Below are 19,246 nucleotides of genomic sequence, written 5' to 3'. Positions count from 1 at the left end.
CCGTGTGCCAGGCTCGGCGTTCATGAGCGACCACCTGCCTCCGCCCCCTCCCCCGGCCGCCGACCTGTGGGACTCCATCGACGACCTGTGCGGCTGGCTGGACGCGAACCGTCCGGCCGACGGCCGGGAGGGCCTGCTGCTGCGGATCATCAAACTGTCCGAGGAGGTGGGTGAGGTCGCCGAGGCGGTGATCGGCGCCACCGGCCAGAACCCGCGCAAGGGCACCACGCACACCTGGGACGACGTCCGGTCGGAACTGTGCGACGTCGCCGTCACGGCGCTGGTGGCCCTGCGCACCCTCACCCCCGACGCCCGCGAGGTCTTCACCGGCCACCTGGAACGGGTCACGCGCCGCTCGCTCGGCGCTTAGCCGGCCGACGTCCTCTCGATCGTGGCAGCGATGGCGCCGACCTGGTCACCGGCCGGCCTGATGCACACCGCCACCCCCGAGGACCCCGAGAGCGAACACGAAACCCGATGCCGCGCCCCCGCCGAAACCGTGCGCCGCGCCTTCACCCCCGGACCCGGAACCCCGGCGCAGCCGGCGTCACAGCCTTCGCCCCCTCCGGCCAGGGCCTCACCAGCACGGTCCTCCACGACGTGGACGGCCCGGTGGGCCGGGCCCGGCAGATCCTGACGGTGCGGTCCATCGGCTGATCGGCCCAGTGGTCGCGCCGCGCCACCCCCCGCGACTTAGCGTGAGGCTTCGTCACAGTACGCGTTCACCTCGGGAGGCGAGATATGCGGCACATACGCCGCCGCGGTCTGACTCTGACCGTCATCAGCGGCTTGACGGCCGGCTCGATGCTGTTGGCCACGGGTCAGGCAGCGGCCACGGAGGACCGAGACCGGCCGCACCGGCCGTCGGCCGGGCACTCGAAGGATCAGGCGCGTCACGAGACCCACACCGTGGCGCGGGGAAACACCCTGTGGGAGATCGCCGACGACCATTACGGCGACGGAACGAAATGGTGGGTCCTCTTCGGGGCCAACGCCAAGACGATCGGGAAGACCGCCCGGGACCACGGGCGCGACGGCAGCGACATCGGCCACTGGATCTTCCCCGGCGCCGAGTTGGCCATTCCGGACCCTGCTGCGATGAAGGCCAACGAGCAGGCCGTCCAGGAAGTCCTGGACCGTGTCCTGACACAGGATCCACAACTGCTCGGCAGCACGCTCTGCCCCGAAGCGCAGGCACCCGAAGACATCGGCGAGTGCTTCCTCGGGCTGCTCGATCAGGCACCCCTGCTGCTGGACCGGCTCGACTTCCTGGAGGAAGTCCCCAGCAGTGCGCTCCTCGAACTGGTCGAGCCCTTCATCGCCTGTGTGACGGAGGAGAACGACCCGGCGGCCTGCCTGACGGAGGCCGTCCCGGACCTGCCCGCCCAGGGGTGACGACCTTCGTCGGGTCGCAGCGAGTGGCCGGGCGCCGGCTGTGTCTCGCGGGTCCGGCCGGGTCCGGCGAGGAGCCACAGGGCACAGCCGTACGAGTACCGTGGCCCGATGCCTGTTCAAGCGCAGCGTGAAACCGAACGGCTCACAACGGCCTGGACGGCCCTGACCGGCTGGCTCGCCGAGCACGCCCCCGTCTCCCACGCCTCCCTCCTGCCGCCCGCGACGGAGGCGGAGATCACCGCCGCCGACTCCGAGCTGACGCGGTGTCTCGGGTACGGGCTACCCGTCGAGCTGGCCGCCCTGTGGCGGCTGTGCGGCGGTGTGGAGCATCAGTACATCGAGGAGAACGAGGAGGAGGGAGAAATCGGTTCCGGGGCCTTCCTGCCGGGCGGAGTGATCCTCTCCCCGGCCCGGGCACTGTGGCCCCGGCTTCCCCGGACCGGCGAGAGCGACTACTGGGGTGGCGCCCAGGTGGTTCCGTGGCTCACGGGGGACGAGGCCGGGCCCGAGTCGGGTCACTGGGTCGGCACCGGCGGCGTCGGAAGCTGGTCGCTCCCGGACCGGTTGCCGGGGAAACCCTCGTATCCGTCGATCGCCGCCTATCTCGAAACCGTCCACCGGACGGTGACCGAAGGCCCGGCGGACCTGACGGGCCCCGATGTACCCGGCCTCGTATGGGGCTGCCTGATCTGGGACGACCCCGGAAATCCCCTCCTGGACGATGCCCTGGAGCACTGGGCGCCGATTCACTGAACCGCCGGACCCCGTCCTCATCGCGCACCTCGTCGACGGGGAACCCGGTCGCACCGAACCGTCCTTCTCTCGGTTCCGGTGGGCCGACGTACGCGTATTCGATCAGTCGATGGGAGTCCTTCAACGGTCCACCCGTAGAACTCGAGTGATGACGTCCGCGATCACGTCCGGATACGCCGTCGTCGCCGGACGTGGCGGAGCCCGGGAGTCGTATCCAGCTCCCGGGCCCCTGGGGATGCCACCCAATTGCGCACGCCGGCGCGTTTAAGAGGACGGATCAGTCATCATGCCGTCGTGTTCTTCCTTTGAACTACCGCGCCAGGCAAGAGGCGCAGGCGAGAGTCGAACTCGCATCCGACGGCGTTCGTCCGTCCCCGGTCGGTCCGGCGATCGGCGGCGATGCTGAGACTGGAGCGAGAGTCTGAGATTGACGGCGGCCGCCGGTTCGGCAGACCGCTTCTTCAGGCTGAACTTCAGTGTCAGCTTGCGCTCCTCACGCGGACCGGACCTCAATTCCGGCCCGCGCTGTCGCGCACCCCCGCGCTCGCACGCGGGGGCGATCGTGGTCGGCGTCAGCCGAACAGGTAGCCGAACACCGCTTCGCCGACCCGCTGGTCGGTGACCTCGGCGCCGTTGGCCTCCTCACGGGCGAACTTCACGGCCTGCTGAAGCTTCTCGACCCGCTCCACCAGCTCGTTCACCCGCCGCGCCGGAAGGGCGCCGGAGAACTTCACGGTGGTCCAGTATCCGATGGGCACGTCCTCGTAGTACACCTCGACCTGCGCCGGGTGCTTCTCGGTCGCCTCCGCCTTGACGTGGTTGCGCGGAACCTTCTTCGTACGGATGGTCCGCACCGGGTCGGTCTTCCACCAGTCCGTGGACGGGTCGTGGGACCAGGACTCGGCGGCGTCGAGGGTGGGCAGCTTCTTCACGAAGGTGTGCAGGTCGGCAAGCTGCTTCTCCAGGAAGAGCAGGTAGCTGACCGGAACATCGGCGACGATCGTCCGTCCGTCGACGGTGACGTCCGCGCGGGCCGCGCAGTTCGCCCAGTCCTTCGTCGCGGTCACGTCGAACAGCCGCGTCAGCGACGCGGACATCTCCCGCAGCACGTCCTCGGCCTGCACCTGCACCCGCGTCGACTCGGGCGGCAACTGCTCGCCCTCCTCGTCCTTCGGCTGGTACGTACGCGAGATACCGGCCAGCAGCGCCGGCTTCTGCACCTTGGTGTGCGCGGCGTTGACGTCCTGGAGCGACTTGCTCTTGACACCCTTCTCGACAGCGATGATCTGGTTCAGCTTCGCCATGTCGGGCCCCCCTTCGAACAGGCAGGAACATATCCCGCCTGCTCGAACGCCCGCACTCCCTTTTATCGCCGCGCCCCGCGGGCCGTCGCGGCCCGGTCCGGGGGCTGAGCGTGTGTCCCGGTACGCCCCCGGCGGCGGACCACGGTGCCCCGGGGCACCGCCTCGCGACCACCGCCACTGCTTGACCTGTACATCTGTCCCGGTGAAGGTGGTTCACGCGGTTTGCCGCACGTAGGGCGCAGTGGAGCGGTACAACAGCGTCGGCGGAACAACGGCGGTGACAGCACGCACGACGGGCAGGGGAGGCAGCGGGGTGACCGTCCAGCAGACCGGTACCGCACCGGACGACCACGGGCTCGTCCGGTGCGGGCCGTCGGACTCCCGCCGCTCCCGGCTCTTCCCCAAGACGGTCCCGGACGCCCCCCCGCCCTGAGAAGCCCTGAGAAGAGACGGGACATGACGTACGACTCCCTGGTCAACCGCGGAGACTACTTCTCGGCGCACTACCTCGCCGAGGTGCTGCCCAAGGACCTCAAGGCGGGGCTGCTGAACACCTAAAAGCAGCGCGAGGACGAGGCGAGGAACCGGGCGGAGGCCGAGATGCGGGCTGCGCACGCGCACTTCCAGGCGCGACTGGACGCCGAGATCACCGCAGGCCGTTGGACGTCGCCCGAGCCGGTGACCGTGGACGCCTGGCCACCGCACCACCCCGGACACACCTGTGCCCTGTGTCTCCCCTCGGAGCCACAGGGCACAGCAGCAAAGCGGCGACTCAGCCGATCCGGTCGGCGGTGAACCCGACGAACGCGGCCCACGCCTCCGAACCGATCACCACCATGGGGCGGTTGATGTCCTTCGAGTCCCGCACGTGCACGGTGTGCGGGCAGGTGGCCACCTCTACGCACTCACCACCGGCTCCGCCGCTGTAACTGCTCTTGAACCAGTCGAGCTGGACGGTCTCTTCGACGCTCATGCTTCTCCCAGCGACTTCTCGATGAAGGCCAAGGACTCACGCGGAGTGAGAGCTTGCGCTCGGATGATCCCATAACGCGACACGATGCCGCGGACCTCTGCTCGCTCCGACACGATTGTGCTCCGTCCCTGCGCCTCCAGATAGGCCACTTGATCAGCACCGTCTCTGTGCAACACGGTGAAGGGCCCGTCCACGCCCGCGTTGTCCTCCCGGTCAAGCGGCATGATCTGGATCTCCACACTGCGGTACGCACCGACGAGCAGAAGTTGCTCCAACTGCCCACGCATGACGGGGCGCCCTCCCAACGGTCGCCGCAGAACCGCCTCGTCGATGACGAAGCTCACCAGCGGAGCAGGCCTTCGAGCGAAGACCTCCTGCCGAGCAAGTCGCGCCGCAATGCGTTGCTGGACGGTCTCCTCGTCCAGCAAGGGGCGCCACATCTCGAACACAGCCCGCATGTATTCCTCGGTCTGCAGCAGTCCAGGCACCGCGTGGGTCCCGTAGACCCACAGCTCAACCGCCTCCGCCTCCAACCGAGCCGCATCCCGGAAGAACGCCGGATACTGCGCCCGCGCGACCTCCTCCTTCATCTCCTTCAACAACCCGCCTGCGTCGAGCAGTTCGTCCACCACGTCGATGAACCTCGGCGGAGGAATCCGCCGCCCCTGCTCGTAGGCCGCGATGGTGGACGGCGAGTACCCCGTCCGCGTACCGACCTCCGGACGCTCCAGCCCCGCCCGGATCCGGCACAGCTTCATCTGCCGCCCGAACACCCGCAGGATCCCCGCCCCCGGCTCCGGTGAAGCCGCCTCCGGCTCCTCCTGCCCGGCCGCCGTCGTCTCCCCCGGCTCCCGCACCGTCTCGCTCATCGCCCGCGCACCTCCGCCACCTACCGACCGGTCCGCCCAACTCCCCCGCCTCGCCGGAGGACACGGCCCGCCCCGCGTACACACGCCGCCGGAACGCGTACAACGCACCCGGTCGGCCCATCACCCGGCGTCAACGCTAGGACTCGCCGCGCGGAGGAACCGGTGGACGACCACGGTTCGCCAGATCGAGTACGTGCCTGCTCCTCGGTGGCCACCGGCGGCTCAGCCCGGACCCGGCTCACTCACTCACTCCGGAGAGTCCGGACGATGTCCTGGACCTCCTCCGAATACCAGGACAAGTGGAGGTCCAACTGTCTGCGGATGGGAGGGCTCGATCGGTACATGGACCGCACCAGCGACCCCCACGCGGCCTGGTTGCCCGGACTCAGGTTGTGGGACTGCTCCACGAACTCCTGGAAGTAGATGCAGTAGAGCTCGGCGAGTGAGGCGATCCTGTTGGTGTCCGGGTGATCGGGCGGAACCGGGACGTCGTCGAAGAAGAAGGGCCGCAGGTGCGGGTGCTCGATGAGGACCAGTTTGATCTGGACCCCGATGTCGTAGGTCGCGCGACGGGCCGACGACCTGATCCCCTCCGCGAGGTGCCGCAGTTGCACGATCACCGCGGCGAGACCCACGACCGCGGCCGTACTCGCGACCACCGCGGCGAGCGCCTCCGTCGTGTCCGTCCATTGCACAACGCACCCCCGTACGGCTCGCACCGGCACTGACGACGTACCGTCCCCCGCAGGCAGCGTACGGCGCGACACCTGCCCCGCCCCAGGCGTTCGCGACGCACACGGCGGACGCACCGGCGCACGTGCGATCCGTCACGCGTCGCCGTCGCCCCCCGCAACCCCACGATCGACCTCGTCCTCCAGCGGCTGAAGCGCAGGCTGATCGACCTCCAGCCGGACTTCCAGCGCCGTTCCGGCATCTGGAACGACACCACTCACCTGGACGTGGCGGAGCCCGGGAGTCGTGTCCAGCTCCCGGGCCCCGGGGATGCCACCCGATGACGCACGCCGACGGCGTTCGTCCGCCGTACGGGTACCGTTACGGACATGACCCGGTTCAAGCTCGTGATCTTCGACTGCGACGGTGTCCTGGTCGACAGTGAGCGGATCTCGATCCAGGTGGATCGGGCCATGCTGGCCGAAGTGGGCTGGCATCTCACCGAGTCGGACATCCTCGAGCGCTTCCTCGGCCGCTCGCACGCGCACATGGTGCACGAGATCGAGAGCCATCTCGGACGGCCGCTGCCCGCCGGCTGGGAGGACGAGTACCACGCCGCGATCGACCGGGCGTTCGAGGCGAGTCTGACGGCGGTGGACGGCGTCGAACAAGCCCTGGACCGGATCGGGACGCCGACGTGCGTGGCGTCCAGCAGCACCCACGAACGACTGCGCCGGACGCTCGGCATGTCGGGCCTGTACCACCTGTTCGAGGGACGCGTCTTCAGCTCCACGGAGGTTTCGCGCGGGAAGCCGGCCCCCGACCTGTTCCTGCACGCCGCCCGGCGCCTCGGGGTCGCCCCCGCCGACTGCGCCGTCGTGGAGGACAGCCCCTCGGGGGTGCGGGCGGCACGATCCGCGGGGATGACGGTGTTCGGATACGTGGGCGGCGTCACGCCCGCGTCCTGGCTCGCCGGATCCGGAGCGGAGATGTTCGACGACATGCGTCTCCTGCCCGACCTCCTCGCGCGGGGGTGAACCCGTCGAGGGCGGTCACCGCGGCGTCTCGTCGGCCAGGGCGTACGAGGCGTGCAGGATTCCCAGGGCCGCGAACGCCAGCGCACGGTCCGGCCGGTTGTGCCGTATGAGGTGGAACGCGGGCAGGGCGAGAGCGGTCAGGGCCGCCGCCATGCGCACCATCCTGTCGAACTCCTTCCGGGGCAGCCCCAGAACTCCGGGCAGTTCGCTTCTCGCGTAGTCCATGAACCGCTCCGCGGCCTCGGCGTACTCCTTCCGGAACTCGTCCGCGTCGACTACGACGTCGACCGAGACACAGCCTTCGGACTCCCCGGTCCCGACGGTGACCTCGAAGAAGTCGAAGTAGACGAACTCGTATCCGACCCACAGCGAGAGCATCGTCTTCGCCAGGTCCAGGAGACCGTGCCGGTTGTACGGGTTCGGGTCGATGAGCATGACCTCGTGCGCCGGCCCCCGGCCCACGAGGATGTCCTCGAGGATGAGGTCCCCATGACAGGCGTGAACCCCCCTGGGCCGGACGACCGGCTGCCAGAAGGGGTCCGTCTCGATCCTCGACAGCAGGTCGGGAAGCGAGGGACACGGTCTGCCGTTCACCCGGACCCGGCCGGCTCCGAGGACGGCACCGAGCGGCGAGCCGGCTTCCTTCAGCGCGGCACGTGTCAGCCGGCAGCGCCGCCGGATCTTCGCCACGTAGTCCGCGTCCGGATCCGGCCGGCCGGTCAGCACCGGCGGCCGGCAGTAGAAACCGGAACGGAGTTCTTCGTAGATCCGCACCAGGATCCCCGCGAGCCGTTCCCCGGACATCCTTCGCTGGAAGACCAGTTCGGCAGCCGAGTACCCGGGAAAGAAATCCGTCTCGAACGCGTACGACTCGGCGCTGTCCTCCACGACACGTGCCCTCGGGAACAGGTCGCTCTCCCTCCCCACCAGGGCGAGCCACTCGGCCTCGTTGCGATGGCGGTGCAATCCGTCGGTGCCGCTCGACGTCCCGCTCTTGGAGACGGCCTTGGTGATCACGGAGCTCTTCCCGTGCGTCCGGAGCAGGACGTCGCAGTGCGAACCGCCCGACAGGACGACCCCGTCCGCGCGGGCCCCGGCCGAACCGATGACGAGTACCCCGCGTCCTCGAGGATCCCGTACGGACACCCCCGCCCCGTGCGCAGCCGGGCGACGGCGTCGGTGAGCGCGCGCCGAGGACCGGGCGGGAGGTACAGCCAGGTGCCGCGCCCCTGCGTGTCGGACCGGAGCCCGTGGAGGGAGACACCGCCGTCCGGTCCGGTGTTCCGGCCGTCCCGCGCCGCCTCGGCCAGCACGCGGACGGCCTGACCCCTCACCCGCTCGGCGGACTCGTCCGGGAATCCCCGCCACAACGACAGAGACCTGTCAAGCGCCATCGCCACCGCCCCGACCCCTCATCGGCCGACCCTTCTTGGACACCACGAAGTTCTCCATCACCAGGTAGTCCAGCTCACTGGACAGGAAGGTCCCCAGGGCCTGCCCCGGGGTCTCGACGATGGGTTCCCGCACGTTGAACGAGGTGTTGAGCAGCGCGGGGACCCCGGTCCTCTCTGCGAATTCGCTGATGAGCCGGTGGAAGCGCCGCTGTTCGGGCATCACGCACTGCACGCGTGCGGTGCCGTCCACGTGGATCGCCCCCGCGATGTCCGCCCGGGCGGACTCCAGGATCACCGGGCTCTCCAGCATGAACGGACGGCTGACGTCATCCCCTGTGTAGCGGTGGCTCTCCTCCGCGAGGATGCTGGGCGCGAACGGCCGGAACCACTCCCGGTGCTTGATGGCGGAGTTCACATGGGTGCGCATCCCGGCATCCCGCGGATCCGCCAGAATGCTGCGGTGGCCCAGCGCACGGGGCCCGATCTCGCTGCCGCCCTGGAACCAGCCGATGACCGCCCCGTCCGCGAGGAGTTGGGCCGCGGCGCGAGCCGGGTCGGATTCCGTCGTGTACTCGAACTGGTGGCGGTAGAGGCGGCCGTAGGTGAGCGTGTCCGGGAATTTGGCGAGTGCGCGCCGGATGCTCCGTTCACCGTACTCCCGGCCGAACGAGGCCGACGTCCGGTGCACGGCCGGCATCTCCCCCGAGCCGTACCAGTGGCCGTAGAGCGCGTTGCCGAGCGGCTGCCCCGTGTCGGAGGCCGGAGGCGGCACGAACAGGTCGACCTGCGGGAACGCACGGCGGACCCGCTCGTTGGCGACGCAGTTGAGCGCCACGCCGCCGGAGAGGCAGAGGCGACTCGCCCCGGTGCGCCCCAGCAGGTCGCCGATCAGCTCGAGCAACGCCCTCTCGGTCTCCCGCTGCACGTACGCCGCCACGTCACGGCTGTCCTGCGACCGGCCGGCATCGAACGGTTCGCCGAACGCGAGTCCGCTCTTCCGGGCGAACTCCATGACCCCCCAGTGGTGGGTCCGGTCGAGCCGCCCCATGATCCTGCCGCCGGTGAAGTCGAACAGCGGCACGTCGAAGCGTTCGGGATCGCCGTAGGCGGCCAGCGCCATCGTCTTGCCGGACTCCTCGTCGTTGAAGCCGAGGAAGTTGGTGAACGCCTCGTAGGTCGAACCGACGCCTTTGTACCGCGGGCGCGCCGGGTCGCGGCCGGAGATGCGGTCCACGCCGTGCCGGGAGGCCGTGTAGGCGCTCTCCGTGTCCTCCGAGTTTCCCACCGCGTCGAGAACGAGCACCGCGGCGTCCTCGAAGCCGGACAGGCAGAAGGCCCCGAACGCGTGGGACAGATGGTGGTCCACTGTCACGATGCGGCTCTTGTCGACCCCGAGTGACGCCAGTCCCCCGTCGAATCCCGCGGGGAGGTCGGGGCCGCCGCTGCTGAAGACGAACAGGTCGACGTCCCGGAGTTCGATGCCCGCGTATTGGAGACAGTAGGTGAGCGAAGCGGCCCACAGGCCGGAATGCCGGTGCCGGTCGAGTCGTTCCTCGGATATCGCGACCACCGGCCGGCCGTCGCGCATCAGGGCACAGCCGCAGTCGTGGCCGATCGCGAGGCCCGCCACCGTGTAGTTCATCCCCCACCCTCCCCTTGGACACGTGCCCGTCCTCCCGGCTCCGGGAAGACGGTTCCCGGCCGTCGGACTCACCCGGCCAGGACCGCCGCGATGCTCTGCCGGAGCAGTTCCACCAGGAGATCGGCCTCCGCCTCGGTGAGGACGAACGGCGGCGAGACCAGCAGGTGGTCGCCGTCCGGCGAATCGGCCGTGCCGCTGCCGCCCATCAGCAGCATGCCGCGGCGGAACGCCTCCGCGACGACACGTTCCTGGACCCGTTCGGTCCTGGGGAAGGCCACGCCCCTGCCCGGCTCGGCGGCCAGCTCCACGGCCAGCAGGAGTCCGCGGCCCCGGACCTCGGAGACGAACGCGGACGTCTCACCCATCGCGGTCAGGCGCTCCTTGAGGCGTTCGCCCATCGACGCGCACCGGTCGACGAGGCCGTGGTCCGCTATGTGGCGCTGCACCGCGAGGCCGGCCGCGCAGCTGACCGGATGCCCGGAGTACGTCATCCGCAGGGAAACGTTTCCGGTGCCGGTCCTGATGGCGTCGGCGACGCGCTCGTGCACCACGACGGCGCCCAGAGGGGCGTATCCGCTCGTCAGCCCCTTGGAGCACAGGATCAGGTCCGGTGTCGCGTCCCAGTGCTGGATCGCGAAGTCCTTCCCCGTTCGCCCGAACCCGGTGACGACCTCGTCCGCGATGAACAGGATTCCGTACGCGTCGCAGATCGACCGGACCGTCTCGTAGTAACCGGGGGGCGGTTCGACGGCGCCGCTCGTCGTGCCACCGATCGGTTCGGCGATGAACGCGGCCACCGTCTCCGGGCCCGCCTGCTCGATCGTGTCGGCCAGATCGGTCGCGCACCTGGTTTCGCACGAGGGGCGGCTCAGACCGAGCGGGCAGTGGGCGCACTGCGGCGGCACCACATGCCGGACGGGCGGCAGGTACGGACCGAGGCGCTCCCGGTGGACGGCGTGGCCGCCCATGCCGACCGCCCCGAGGGTGCCGCCGTGGTAGCTGTGCCACCGGCCGATGACCTTGTGGCGCTCCGGCTCGTTCCGCTCCAGGTGGTACTGGCGGGCCAGCTGCATCGCCATCTCCGCCGCTTCCGAGCCGCTGCTGGTGAAGTAGACCCACCCCAGACCCGGAGGGGTGCGTGACCTGATCAGTTCCGCGAGTTCCACCTGCGGGTCGTTCACCCAGGTCCGTGAACTGGCGTAAGCCAGTTTTCGTGCCTGCTCGGCCATGGCGTCGGCGATCTCGCCCACGCCGTGTCCGATCGTGACGACGTGCGCGCCCCCCACCGCGTCGAGGAACCGCCGTCCGTCACGGTCGTACAGGTACACGCCCTCGCCGCTCCGCGCGACGGGCCAGGTGCCGGACCAGTCCCCGTGGAGGAGACCGCCACCGCGTTCAGTCATCGCTCTCCTTCATGACGAACCGGCAGAGCAACGGGCCGAAGGCGAGTGAGTCGTCGTTCGACAGGACGATCCGGTCGGCCCGGATCCCGTTGACCGATGAACTGCCGAAGCTGAGATCCCATAGTTCGTATCCGCTCGGGGTGGCCCTGACCACCGCGTGGAACGGTCTGAGCGAGGGGGACGGGAACGTGATGTCCGCCCTGTTGCTGCGGCCGATCATCGTCCGGGGCAGGACCAGCGGTATCCGGGATCCGTCCGGCAGGCGCAGTTCGGCGGCGCCGCGGGGCACTGCCGGGCGGGGAGGCGCCGGCTGCGTCCGCCGTGTTCTGCCGGCGCCGAACCTCAGTGCCCCGTCGCGGCACACCACTGTGGGCAGAACCCATTGGATCGCGTCGGTCCTTCCCTCCGCCGACGCCCGGTACAGGACCTGGCGGCCGCGGTGGACCATCTGGTCGAGGCTCGTGCCGGGGGACGCGAGCAGGCCCTCGTACAAGGCACCCGCGAACAGCGCCGCCGCCGATTCGTCGAGGGTCGCCCGCATGCCGACGGCGGCGTGGGCGAGCCGGTCCGTGATCACCGCCGCCAGTGAGCGTCCGCGCGGTGGCGGACTGGCCGAGTCGCACACGCTCAGTACCACCAGGCTCGGTCTCAGGCCGGCCAACCGGTCGCAGAACTCCTCGGCCTCGTACGGGAGGACAGCGTGGTGCCGGTCCTCCCAGAGGATCTTGCCCGGTCTGCCGTGTGCGACCACGTGCAGGACGTCGCAGCGGCGTTCCGCCATCTCCTGCCGTATGAGGGCGAGATCCCGGTTCTCCGACCAGTGGAACATGCCCTCCGCGGACTCGAACCGGGTGGCCAGTGCCGTGAGCCGCTGCCGCTGCAGTTCGACGTTCGCGCTGGGCAGGCCTCGGGGCATCGCCGTGGCGACCAGCACCGACGGGCGGGCGGGCGCCACGCGCTCAGTGTGCGTGTGCGCACCCCAACGGGTGCGGTGGACGAGCGACACCGCGGGGTCCTGGCCCAACCAGTTGCCCTCGTCGTCGCGAGCGGCTTCCCACGGCACCTGGCTCGCGGGGCCGTCCGCGGGAAGCCACAACCGGTCCTGGGGAAGCAGTGCGGCCGGCAGCAGGGGGGCGGCGAAGCGACCGCGCTCGGGCAGTTCGCCCCCGGCGCTCTCCGACAGCACCCGGAAGGCCGTCCGGCCGAACTCGACGAGTTTCTCGCGGGCCTGCGAGCGGGCGAACCCCAGGGTGCCGGCGGTGCCGGGGACAAGGCGCAGCAGACGTGCCCGTTGTGCCAGCTCGGCCACCGCCGGTGCGGCGATGCGCGCGGGTTCGACGAGATAGTCAGCCATCTGCGGTCACCAGGGCCCCCCGCTCCGTCACGACTGCCGGCAGAACCTGTCGAGATCCACGCGGGCCAGCCACAGGGCGACGAACACCGCCACCACCGGGACCGCCACGACCGGTTCGATCGAGTTCAGGGTGGCGAGGAGGCTCACCACGAGCGGCAGGAGACCGCCCGTCTCGCCGTTGCGGAACGACAGCGACTGGGCGTACTCCGGCTTGAGCCCTTGGCAGCCGGGCAGGCACAGCTGGGACCGGATGGATTCCCTGTGGTACTCGATGAAGCGCCGGCCCAGGCTGAGCGGCCCGTAGTCACCGCCGGCCCACGGGGGGAGCGGTGCCGCCGTCGCGGCGGTTTCCAGCACGAGTTCTCCCAGCTGGGTTCCCAGTCGCTCTTCGAGGTCCGCAGCGCTCAGGTCCGCCACGCCGCCCTCGGTGGCCTGCCGGAGCAGCGACTCGATCTGTTCGGCCGTTTCCGGGTCGACGGCGACCGCGTTGCCGCCGACGGGTGCGGTGGCCGGTTCCGCGAGCAGCCGCGGGAGCACCTCCTTCTCCCAGGAGGTGTCGGACTCCGCGATACTGACGGCCAGGTCGAGGGCCGCGGCCGCGGAGCGCGCCTGGAGGGCCAGGTCGAGGGCCTGCGCACGGTGCCCGAGGTGATAGTGCGCGATCGCCAGTTCCATGAGTGCGACGGCGCCGTCCATGGCCTGGGCCACGAGGTCCCGCGATTCACGCAGAAGGGGAATCGCCTCCTCGTACCGGCCCTGCCGATTGGCGAGAATCCCGAGGTTCCCCTTGCCGATGCCGGTCATGTCCTTCCCCCAGGCCGTGGCCAGATGTGGCTGGGAGGCCTCGATGACCTGGGCGAACGCCTCGATGGCGGCGTCGGGGTCCTGGGATGCGGAGAGCATGTTGCCAAGACGGTTGACGACGCGCGCGAACCACTCGTCCCGGCCGAGTTCACTGAAGACGCCGGCGATCCTGCGGAGCATCCGCACACTCGAGGCCCCGTCGTGCTCGACGGCCCGCGGGTCGAGGTGGGTCACCCGGTTGTAGTCGATGATGGCCTCATAAAGCGGCCGGGCGTCCGGCGGTGCCGCCGCGAGGAAGTCCGTCGCCTCGTCGAAACAGGCCCGCAGCTTCGCCTCGTCCCCCCGCAGCAGGTGGACCCGGGATACCCATGTCAGCAGTACGGTCACGTACTCCTCGCCCAGGCCCTGCGCGCGGAGCGCGGGAAGCGCCCAACTCCCGTGGTCCACCAGCCGGCTCCAGTAACCGCGGCAGAAGAGGAAGTAGCTGATGTCCGAGTAGAGCACCGAGGCCCGTGCGTACACCGTCTCGTTCTGGCGCGTCCGTGCCCACTCGAACAGGCTCTCGATGTTGGCGCGTTCGGCCTCGAGCAGGTCGAAACAATCCTGCCATCGCGGCTGGGCGAGGCTTCGCGCGATGTGATGGGCAAGCGCGTCCACCCAGCGGGTTCGGACATCGTCCTCGTCGGAGCCGGACGGCTGGGGCAGGATGCTTCCCATGATGTACGTCCTTGTCATAGGGAGAAGGTTCAGTCGTGCGGTAGTGGCCTCCAGCACTCCGAGTCGCCGTAGTCTCACCAGAGCACGTTCGAAGTCCCATTGCCGCTCGGTCAGGCCGGACGTCCGGCGGGCGAGCTCGTGCGAGGCTCCGTCCGAGAACAGGGCGATGGCGACCAGGAGTTCGCCGACCGGGGTGCCCTGAACGGAATCCCACGCCTTGAAGAAACAGAACTCGAGGAGATCGCCGGTCGTCTCGCCGAAGTTGTCGAGTATGTGCGAGACCTCGTAGCCCAGCCGCACCAGGTTCACGGCCCAGACGATCGCCAGGGGTATGCCACCGCAGAGTGTGTGCAGCCGTATCGCCTCGGCGTGCGACAGCCGGACGTCCTCCCTCTCCTGGATCTGCCGCAGCAGGTCCTGGACCTCCGGGAACGAGAGCGGGCCGAGCCGGACGGACCTCCCGAAGTCGAGCTGCGACCTGGCGGTCGCGAGCACACGGCAGAAACCGGGAAGCGAGCCCAGGAAGGAGAGCACCCGCTCGTCCTCGACCTCGTCGAGGTCGTCGGCGACGATCAGGACCGGCTTTCGGGACAGCGCGGCACGCAGCAACGCGGGCTGCTCGTCGGGCAACGCCCGCATCACATCGGTCCGCCCGAGGACCGCGCAGATATTGGTGATGAAGTCGCTCAGCGTCCCGCAGACCAGCGGGGAGCGCAGCACGCCGTCCACGGTCAGGATCGCCGGCCGGGCCGAGAGCCAGACCAGCGCGTCGAAGTGCAGGAACCGGTCCCGCGGCTCCGCGGCGGCGATGCGGTGGACGGCTTCGATGGCGACGGACGTCTTGCCCGAGCCGGCCGGACCGTAGATCAGGACGTTCTCGGCGGGGGCCTCCTCGACCAGGAGGTCGACCACATGCCGGACCACGTCCTCCCGTCCCACCAGACTGCGGTAGCGCCGCAGGGGGAGGTGGGACTGCATGTCGGACTGGACGGGAACTGTCACTGCCTCACCGGCATCCGGCACCTGCGCACTCCTTCGACCGCACCATCCGCGACCGCGGCCGGGGGCCCGCCGCCGTGAAGAGGGGTTATTCCGCGGAACCGGTGACCTCGTACTTGTCCCCCCGCACCCACACCGCCTGGTCGTTCCGCAGCGGCAGGAGGGTCAGCTCGCCCTCGTACCGGCGCATGATGGCCTCGTACTCCGGCAGGTACTTCTCGTTCCCGTAGTGCGGCAGGACCACGAAGTCGACGAGACCGAGTCCGCGCAGGCTCTCGAGGCCCGGTGCCTCCGCGGGGTCGTCGAGGGTGGACACGGGCCGCAGGTCGGGGCCGACCATGATGGCGCCGGCGCTGGCCCCGATGTACTTGACACCGTGGTCGAGCAACTCGCCGAGCACCTCCCCGAAGCCGCTCGCCAGGGCCTTCTCCAGCAGGTAGAAGGAATTCCCTCCGGCGACGAACACCACGTCCACGTCCGCCAGTTCGGTGCGCAGTTCCTCTGCCGTCCTCCCCTCGAGGGTCACTTCCAGCAGGTCGAACCCCATTCCGCTCAGAAGTGACCGGTCCCGGTCGACAAATGAGCGGTCCTCGTACGGGACACCCGCGTCGGGCACGAAGGCCAGCCTCTTGCCCGCCGGGTCACCTCCGACGAATTCGGTCACAGCACCGAGCCCCAGGGAGACGAGAAGCAGATCACGCGACGCCATACAACACACTCCGAAATCGATCATTTGACGCAGAAATCGCCGGAAAGGCAGACCGGGAGGAAATCCGATTCCCTGCCGGAACCTTTCCGGCGGACAGCGCTAACCGCTGTGCACTATGACACCACGTATATTCTTCCCCGCATGCATGTCGGCATATCCTTGACGAATGTCGTCAAGCCGGTACTCGGCCGATATGAGTTCATCCAGCAGGATTTTCCCTTCCTTGTACATACGGACCAGCAAGGGGATGTCACTTCGAGGATTGCAGCCACCGTAGAGCGAGCCGACGACTCGTTTGCTTTCGACCGTGAGCAGGGTTCCCGGCAGTTTCACCGTCAGTTCGTCCGACCGGTCGTGGGCGCCGATCAGGACGATCGTGCCCCCTTTCCGGGTGACGCCGAACGCCGAACTGACGATCCGGGCGTCGACCACGCCCGCCGTGACGATCGCGACGTCGGCTCCGACTCCGCGGGTGCTCGTGGCGATGTCGTCCGCCGCCGACTCCACGTCGGCGTGGACGGCGGTCGCTCCCATGCGCGACGCGAAGTCCCGCTTGGCCCGCACCGGGTCGATCACCACCACCTGACCCGCCCCCGCGCCGACGGCGCCCTGCACGGCGTTGCTGCCCACTCCCCCGCATCCGAAGACGACGACGAGATCGCCCGGACGCACCTCCGCGACCCGGACCGCCGCTCCCCAGCCCGTCGGCACACAGCAGCCGAGCAGGGCCGCGACGCCGAACGGCACCTCCTTGTCGACGGGTACACAGCCGTTGGCGGAGACCACCGCGTGCCGGGAGAACGTTCCCAGGCTGTCCATCGCACCGAAGTCGAGCCCGTCACCGTGGAACCGGAAGGAGCCGTCCCGCATCGCCCCCACCAGATCCGGGGACTGGTCACAGAGAAAGGTGCGCCCGGTCGAACACCACCGGCAGTGACCGCAGACCGGGATGAACGAACACACCACGTGATCGCCCGGGCGCACGTGGGACACCCCCGGTCCCGCCTTCTCGACGACCCCGGCGCCCTCGTGGCCGCCCACCACGGGAAAGCGTGCGTCCTCGCTGTACTTGAGGTGCTCGTCGGAGTGGCACAGGCCGGCGGCCTCCAGCCGAAGGAGGACCTCACCTTCCCCGGGCCCGTCCAGCTCCAGATCGACAACATCCCAATCCTGACGGGGTCCCGTCAGAACAGCCGCCTTCGTCCGCACCGTCCGCCTCCATGGGAATACGTCGCCAGGGGCCCGTCGGCGTAAGCCACGAGGACGGTGAAGGCAGCGGCCCGTCATCACACGGTGAGCACACTCCGGACAGTCGTCGCGACATACTCGAAATCCTCTGCTCGATCCGGTGATCGATTTTCGGCGACGAGCAAGAAGAAGTCCGCCAACACGCCAACCTGAGATCCAGACTCGAAGGGATTGCCGCCAGTTATGGTTCGGAAGCGTAGCGTAGTGTCGACGGCTCGGAAGTGTCTACCAAGTCGAATCAAAACCGTCTGCCTCGCCGACGCCCGACGCGGGCCGGCGGACGAGTCGAGCCGTACACCGGGAACCACCCCCCACGACGGTTGACCGACGTTCCGGGACCGCCCGCCGAAGACGCCTGCCGGACATCACTCCGTGCTCGACGGAGACCGGTCCCAAAGGCCCCGGGGAGGGCGGCGGGATCCGCCTCGGGACGACGGCCCGGTTCCGCACCGCGCGGCACGTGATGGCGTGAACCGGACCCTACGGCGAGCAGGCGGGCGCCAGGGGCCGGACCGACGGGCTGTGTGGTCCCGGCGGTGGCGGGCCGGGGTGACGTCTCCCCTCACGGCCGGTACCGGGGAGGGGCGGTTTTCGGCCGATGCCCCTCCCGGACCGGTCGGCCACCGGGTGCCCTGTCGCAACTGATGGCTGATCAATAACCTTGTGCGGTACACGAAGTCACGATCGCAGGGAGCTCCATGTCCACCGCCCAGCAGGTGCCCGACATCCTCTCGCCCGAGTTCGCGGCGGACCCCTACCCCGCCTACCGGGTGATGCGGGACACCGCGCCCCTCATCTGGCACGAGGCGACGAAGAGCTACATCGTCTCGCGCTACGAGGACGTCGAGCGCGTCTTCAAGGACAAGGCCGGCGAGTTCACCACCGACAACTACGCCTGGCAGCTCGAGCCCGTGCACGGCAAGACGATCCTGCAGCTCAGCGGGCGGGAGCACGCCGTGCGCCGGGCCCTCGTCGCCCCCGCCTTCCGCGGCAGCGACCTGGAGCAGAAGTTCCTGCCCGTCATCGAGCGCAACTCCCGCGAGCTGATCGACGCCTTCCGGCACACCGGCTCCGCCGACCTGGTCACCGACTACGCCACCCGCTTCCCGGTCAACGTCATCGCCGACATGCTGGGCCTGGACAAGGCCGACCACACGCGCTTCCACCGCTGGTACACGGCCGTCATCGCCTTCCTCGGGAACCTCTCGGGCGACCCCGAGGTGACGGCGGCGGGCGAGCGGACCCGGCTGGAGTTCGCCGAGTACATGCTGCCGATCATCCGGGAACGCCGCGAGAACCCGGGCGACGACCTGCTGTCCGCGCTGTGCGCCGCCGAGGTCGACGGGGTGCGGATGAGCGACGAGGACATCAAGGCGTTCTGCAGCCTGCTGCTCGCCGCGGGCGGCGAGACCACCGACAAGGCCATCGCCGGCATCTTCGCGAACCTGCTGCTCCACCCCGACCAGCTCGCCGCCGTCCGCGCGGACCGCTCGCTGATCCCGCGCGCCCTCGCCGAGACCCTGCGGTTCACCCCGCCCGTTCACATGATCATGCGGCAGTCGGCGACGGAGGTGACGCTCAGCGGCGGCACCGTACCCGCGGGCGCCACCGTCACCTGTCTGATAGGTGCGGCCAACCGCGACGAGAGCCGCTACCGCGATCCCGACCGCTTCGACATCTTCCGCGACGACCTCACCACCACGACCGCCTTCTCCGCCGCCGCCGACCATCTCGCCTTCGCGCTCGGCCGGCACTTCTGCGTCGGCGCGCTGCTGGCCAAGGCCGAGGTGGAGATCGGCGTCGGCCAGCTCCTCGACGCCATGCCGGACGTGCGCCTCGCCGACGGCTTCGAACCGGCCGAGCAGGGCGTTTTCACCCGCGGACCGCAGAGCCTCCCGGTGCGGTTCACCCCGTGAGCGGCTGACCCGTACCGGCCGGCTCCGTCTGCCGGCCCCACCCGCCGGTCCGCGCCG

Annotated in this window: 17 protein-coding genes and 1 pseudogene; 7 read left to right on the top strand and 11 right to left on the bottom strand. The window is 69.6% G+C overall.

The features are described 5' to 3' along the window. The first annotated feature begins 22 nt into the window (after positions 1-22). The 4 genes and pseudogenes from ACH4VX_RS01975 (at position 23) to ACH4VX_RS01960 (ending at position 2,148) form a co-directional block, all read left to right on the top strand. Positions 23-370 (top strand): MazG-like family protein, encoded by a 348-nt coding sequence (locus tag ACH4VX_RS01975; RefSeq protein WP_398365127.1) that lies wholly within the window; start codon positions 23-25, stop codon positions 368-370. A gap of 185 nt (positions 371-555) precedes the next feature. Continuing rightward, a pseudogene (locus ACH4VX_RS01970) lies at positions 556-657 on the top strand (thioesterase family protein); the annotation flags it as partial. A 252-nt stretch (positions 658-909) separates the two neighbouring features. Further along, on the top strand, positions 910-1,395 hold the full coding sequence (locus ACH4VX_RS01965; protein WP_398365126.1) for a LysM peptidoglycan-binding domain-containing protein: 486 nt from the start codon (positions 910-912) through the stop codon (positions 1,393-1,395). Positions 1,396-1,503: 108 nt separating this feature from the next. Then, positions 1,504-2,148: a hypothetical protein gene (locus ACH4VX_RS01960; protein WP_398365125.1), complete on the top strand. Its 645-nt coding sequence runs from the start codon at positions 1,504-1,506 to the stop codon at positions 2,146-2,148. Between the two features lie 572 nt (positions 2,149-2,720). On the opposite strand, the gene ACH4VX_RS01955 is transcribed toward ACH4VX_RS01960, so the two are convergent. Continuing rightward, positions 2,721-3,452 carry a hypothetical protein gene (locus tag ACH4VX_RS01955; RefSeq protein ID WP_398365123.1) on the bottom strand — a complete coding sequence of 244 codons (732 nt, stop codon included), beginning with the start codon at positions 3,450-3,452 and terminating at the stop codon, positions 2,721-2,723. A 277-nt stretch (positions 3,453-3,729) separates the two neighbouring features. Between ACH4VX_RS01955 and ACH4VX_RS01950 the strand changes: the two genes are divergently transcribed. Beyond that, positions 3,730-3,885, top strand: a complete 156-nt coding sequence (locus ACH4VX_RS01950) for a hypothetical protein (RefSeq protein ID WP_398365121.1) — start codon at positions 3,730-3,732, stop codon at positions 3,883-3,885. A gap of 339 nt (positions 3,886-4,224) precedes the next feature. On the opposite strand, the gene ACH4VX_RS01945 is transcribed toward ACH4VX_RS01950, so the two are convergent. The 3 genes from ACH4VX_RS01945 to ACH4VX_RS01935 all read right to left on the bottom strand — a co-directional run bounded on the left by ACH4VX_RS01945 (position 4,225) and on the right by ACH4VX_RS01935 (position 5,989). After that, positions 4,225-4,425, bottom strand: coding sequence for a DUF397 domain-containing protein (locus ACH4VX_RS01945; RefSeq protein ID WP_398365119.1), 201 nt, complete (start codon positions 4,423-4,425; stop codon positions 4,225-4,227). Next, positions 4,422-5,294: a helix-turn-helix domain-containing protein gene (locus ACH4VX_RS01940; protein WP_398365117.1), complete on the bottom strand. Its 873-nt coding sequence runs from the start codon at positions 5,292-5,294 to the stop codon at positions 4,422-4,424. The genes ACH4VX_RS01945 and ACH4VX_RS01940 overlap by 4 nt, the downstream gene beginning before the upstream one ends. A 242-nt stretch (positions 5,295-5,536) precedes the next feature. Further along, positions 5,537-5,989, bottom strand: coding sequence for a hypothetical protein (locus tag ACH4VX_RS01935; RefSeq protein ID WP_398365115.1), 453 nt, complete (start codon positions 5,987-5,989; stop codon positions 5,537-5,539). Between the two features lie 366 nt (positions 5,990-6,355). On the opposite strand from ACH4VX_RS01935, the gene ACH4VX_RS01930 reads away from it, so the two are divergent. Then, the gene (locus ACH4VX_RS01930; protein ID WP_398365113.1) at positions 6,356-7,003 is read left to right on the top strand and encodes an HAD family hydrolase; all 648 of its coding nucleotides are present in this window, start codon (positions 6,356-6,358) and stop codon (positions 7,001-7,003) included. A gap of 15 nt (positions 7,004-7,018) precedes the next feature. On the opposite strand, the gene ACH4VX_RS01925 is transcribed toward ACH4VX_RS01930, so the two are convergent. The 7 genes from ACH4VX_RS01925 to ACH4VX_RS01895 form a co-directional block, all read right to left on the bottom strand. Continuing rightward, entirely contained in the window at positions 7,019-8,020 is a 1,002-nt protein-coding gene (locus ACH4VX_RS01925) for a hypothetical protein (RefSeq protein WP_398365111.1), read from the bottom strand. Between the two features lie 366 nt (positions 8,021-8,386). Beyond that, on the bottom strand, positions 8,387-10,039 hold the full coding sequence (locus tag ACH4VX_RS01920) for a carbamoyltransferase (protein WP_398365110.1): 1,653 nt from the start codon (positions 10,037-10,039) through the stop codon (positions 8,387-8,389). Between the two features lie 68 nt (positions 10,040-10,107). Next, on the bottom strand, positions 10,108-11,442 hold the full coding sequence (locus tag ACH4VX_RS01915) for an aspartate aminotransferase family protein (protein WP_398365108.1): 1,335 nt from the start codon (positions 11,440-11,442) through the stop codon (positions 10,108-10,110). Beyond that, the gene (locus tag ACH4VX_RS01910) at positions 11,435-12,796 is read right to left on the bottom strand and encodes a CHAT domain-containing protein (RefSeq protein WP_398365106.1); all 1,362 of its coding nucleotides are present in this window, start codon (positions 12,794-12,796) and stop codon (positions 11,435-11,437) included. Before ACH4VX_RS01910 ends, ACH4VX_RS01915 begins: the two co-directional genes overlap by 8 nt. Positions 12,797-12,823: 27 nt before the next feature. Continuing rightward, positions 12,824-15,319 carry a tetratricopeptide repeat protein gene (locus ACH4VX_RS01905; RefSeq protein ID WP_398365104.1) on the bottom strand — a complete coding sequence of 832 codons (2,496 nt, stop codon included), beginning with the start codon at positions 15,317-15,319 and terminating at the stop codon, positions 12,824-12,826. A gap of 85 nt (positions 15,320-15,404) precedes the next feature. Beyond that, positions 15,405-16,025, bottom strand: coding sequence for a Type 1 glutamine amidotransferase-like domain-containing protein (locus ACH4VX_RS01900; RefSeq protein ID WP_398365102.1), 621 nt, complete (start codon positions 16,023-16,025; stop codon positions 15,405-15,407). Positions 16,026-16,124: 99 nt separating this feature from the next. Next, positions 16,125-17,312, bottom strand: coding sequence for an NDMA-dependent alcohol dehydrogenase (locus tag ACH4VX_RS01895; protein WP_398365397.1), 1,188 nt, complete (start codon positions 17,310-17,312; stop codon positions 16,125-16,127). A 659-nt stretch (positions 17,313-17,971) separates the two neighbouring features. Between ACH4VX_RS01895 and ACH4VX_RS01890 the strand changes: the two genes are divergently transcribed. Next, positions 17,972-19,189 (top strand): cytochrome P450, encoded by a 1,218-nt coding sequence (locus ACH4VX_RS01890; protein WP_398365100.1) that lies wholly within the window; start codon positions 17,972-17,974, stop codon positions 19,187-19,189. Positions 19,190-19,246 lie beyond the last annotated feature (57 nt).

Source organism: Streptomyces sp. NPDC020731 (assembly GCF_044334705.1).
Taxonomy (GTDB): domain Bacteria; phylum Actinomycetota; class Actinomycetes; order Streptomycetales; family Streptomycetaceae; genus Streptomyces.
This window is presented reverse-complemented; position numbering and strand designations above follow the sequence as displayed.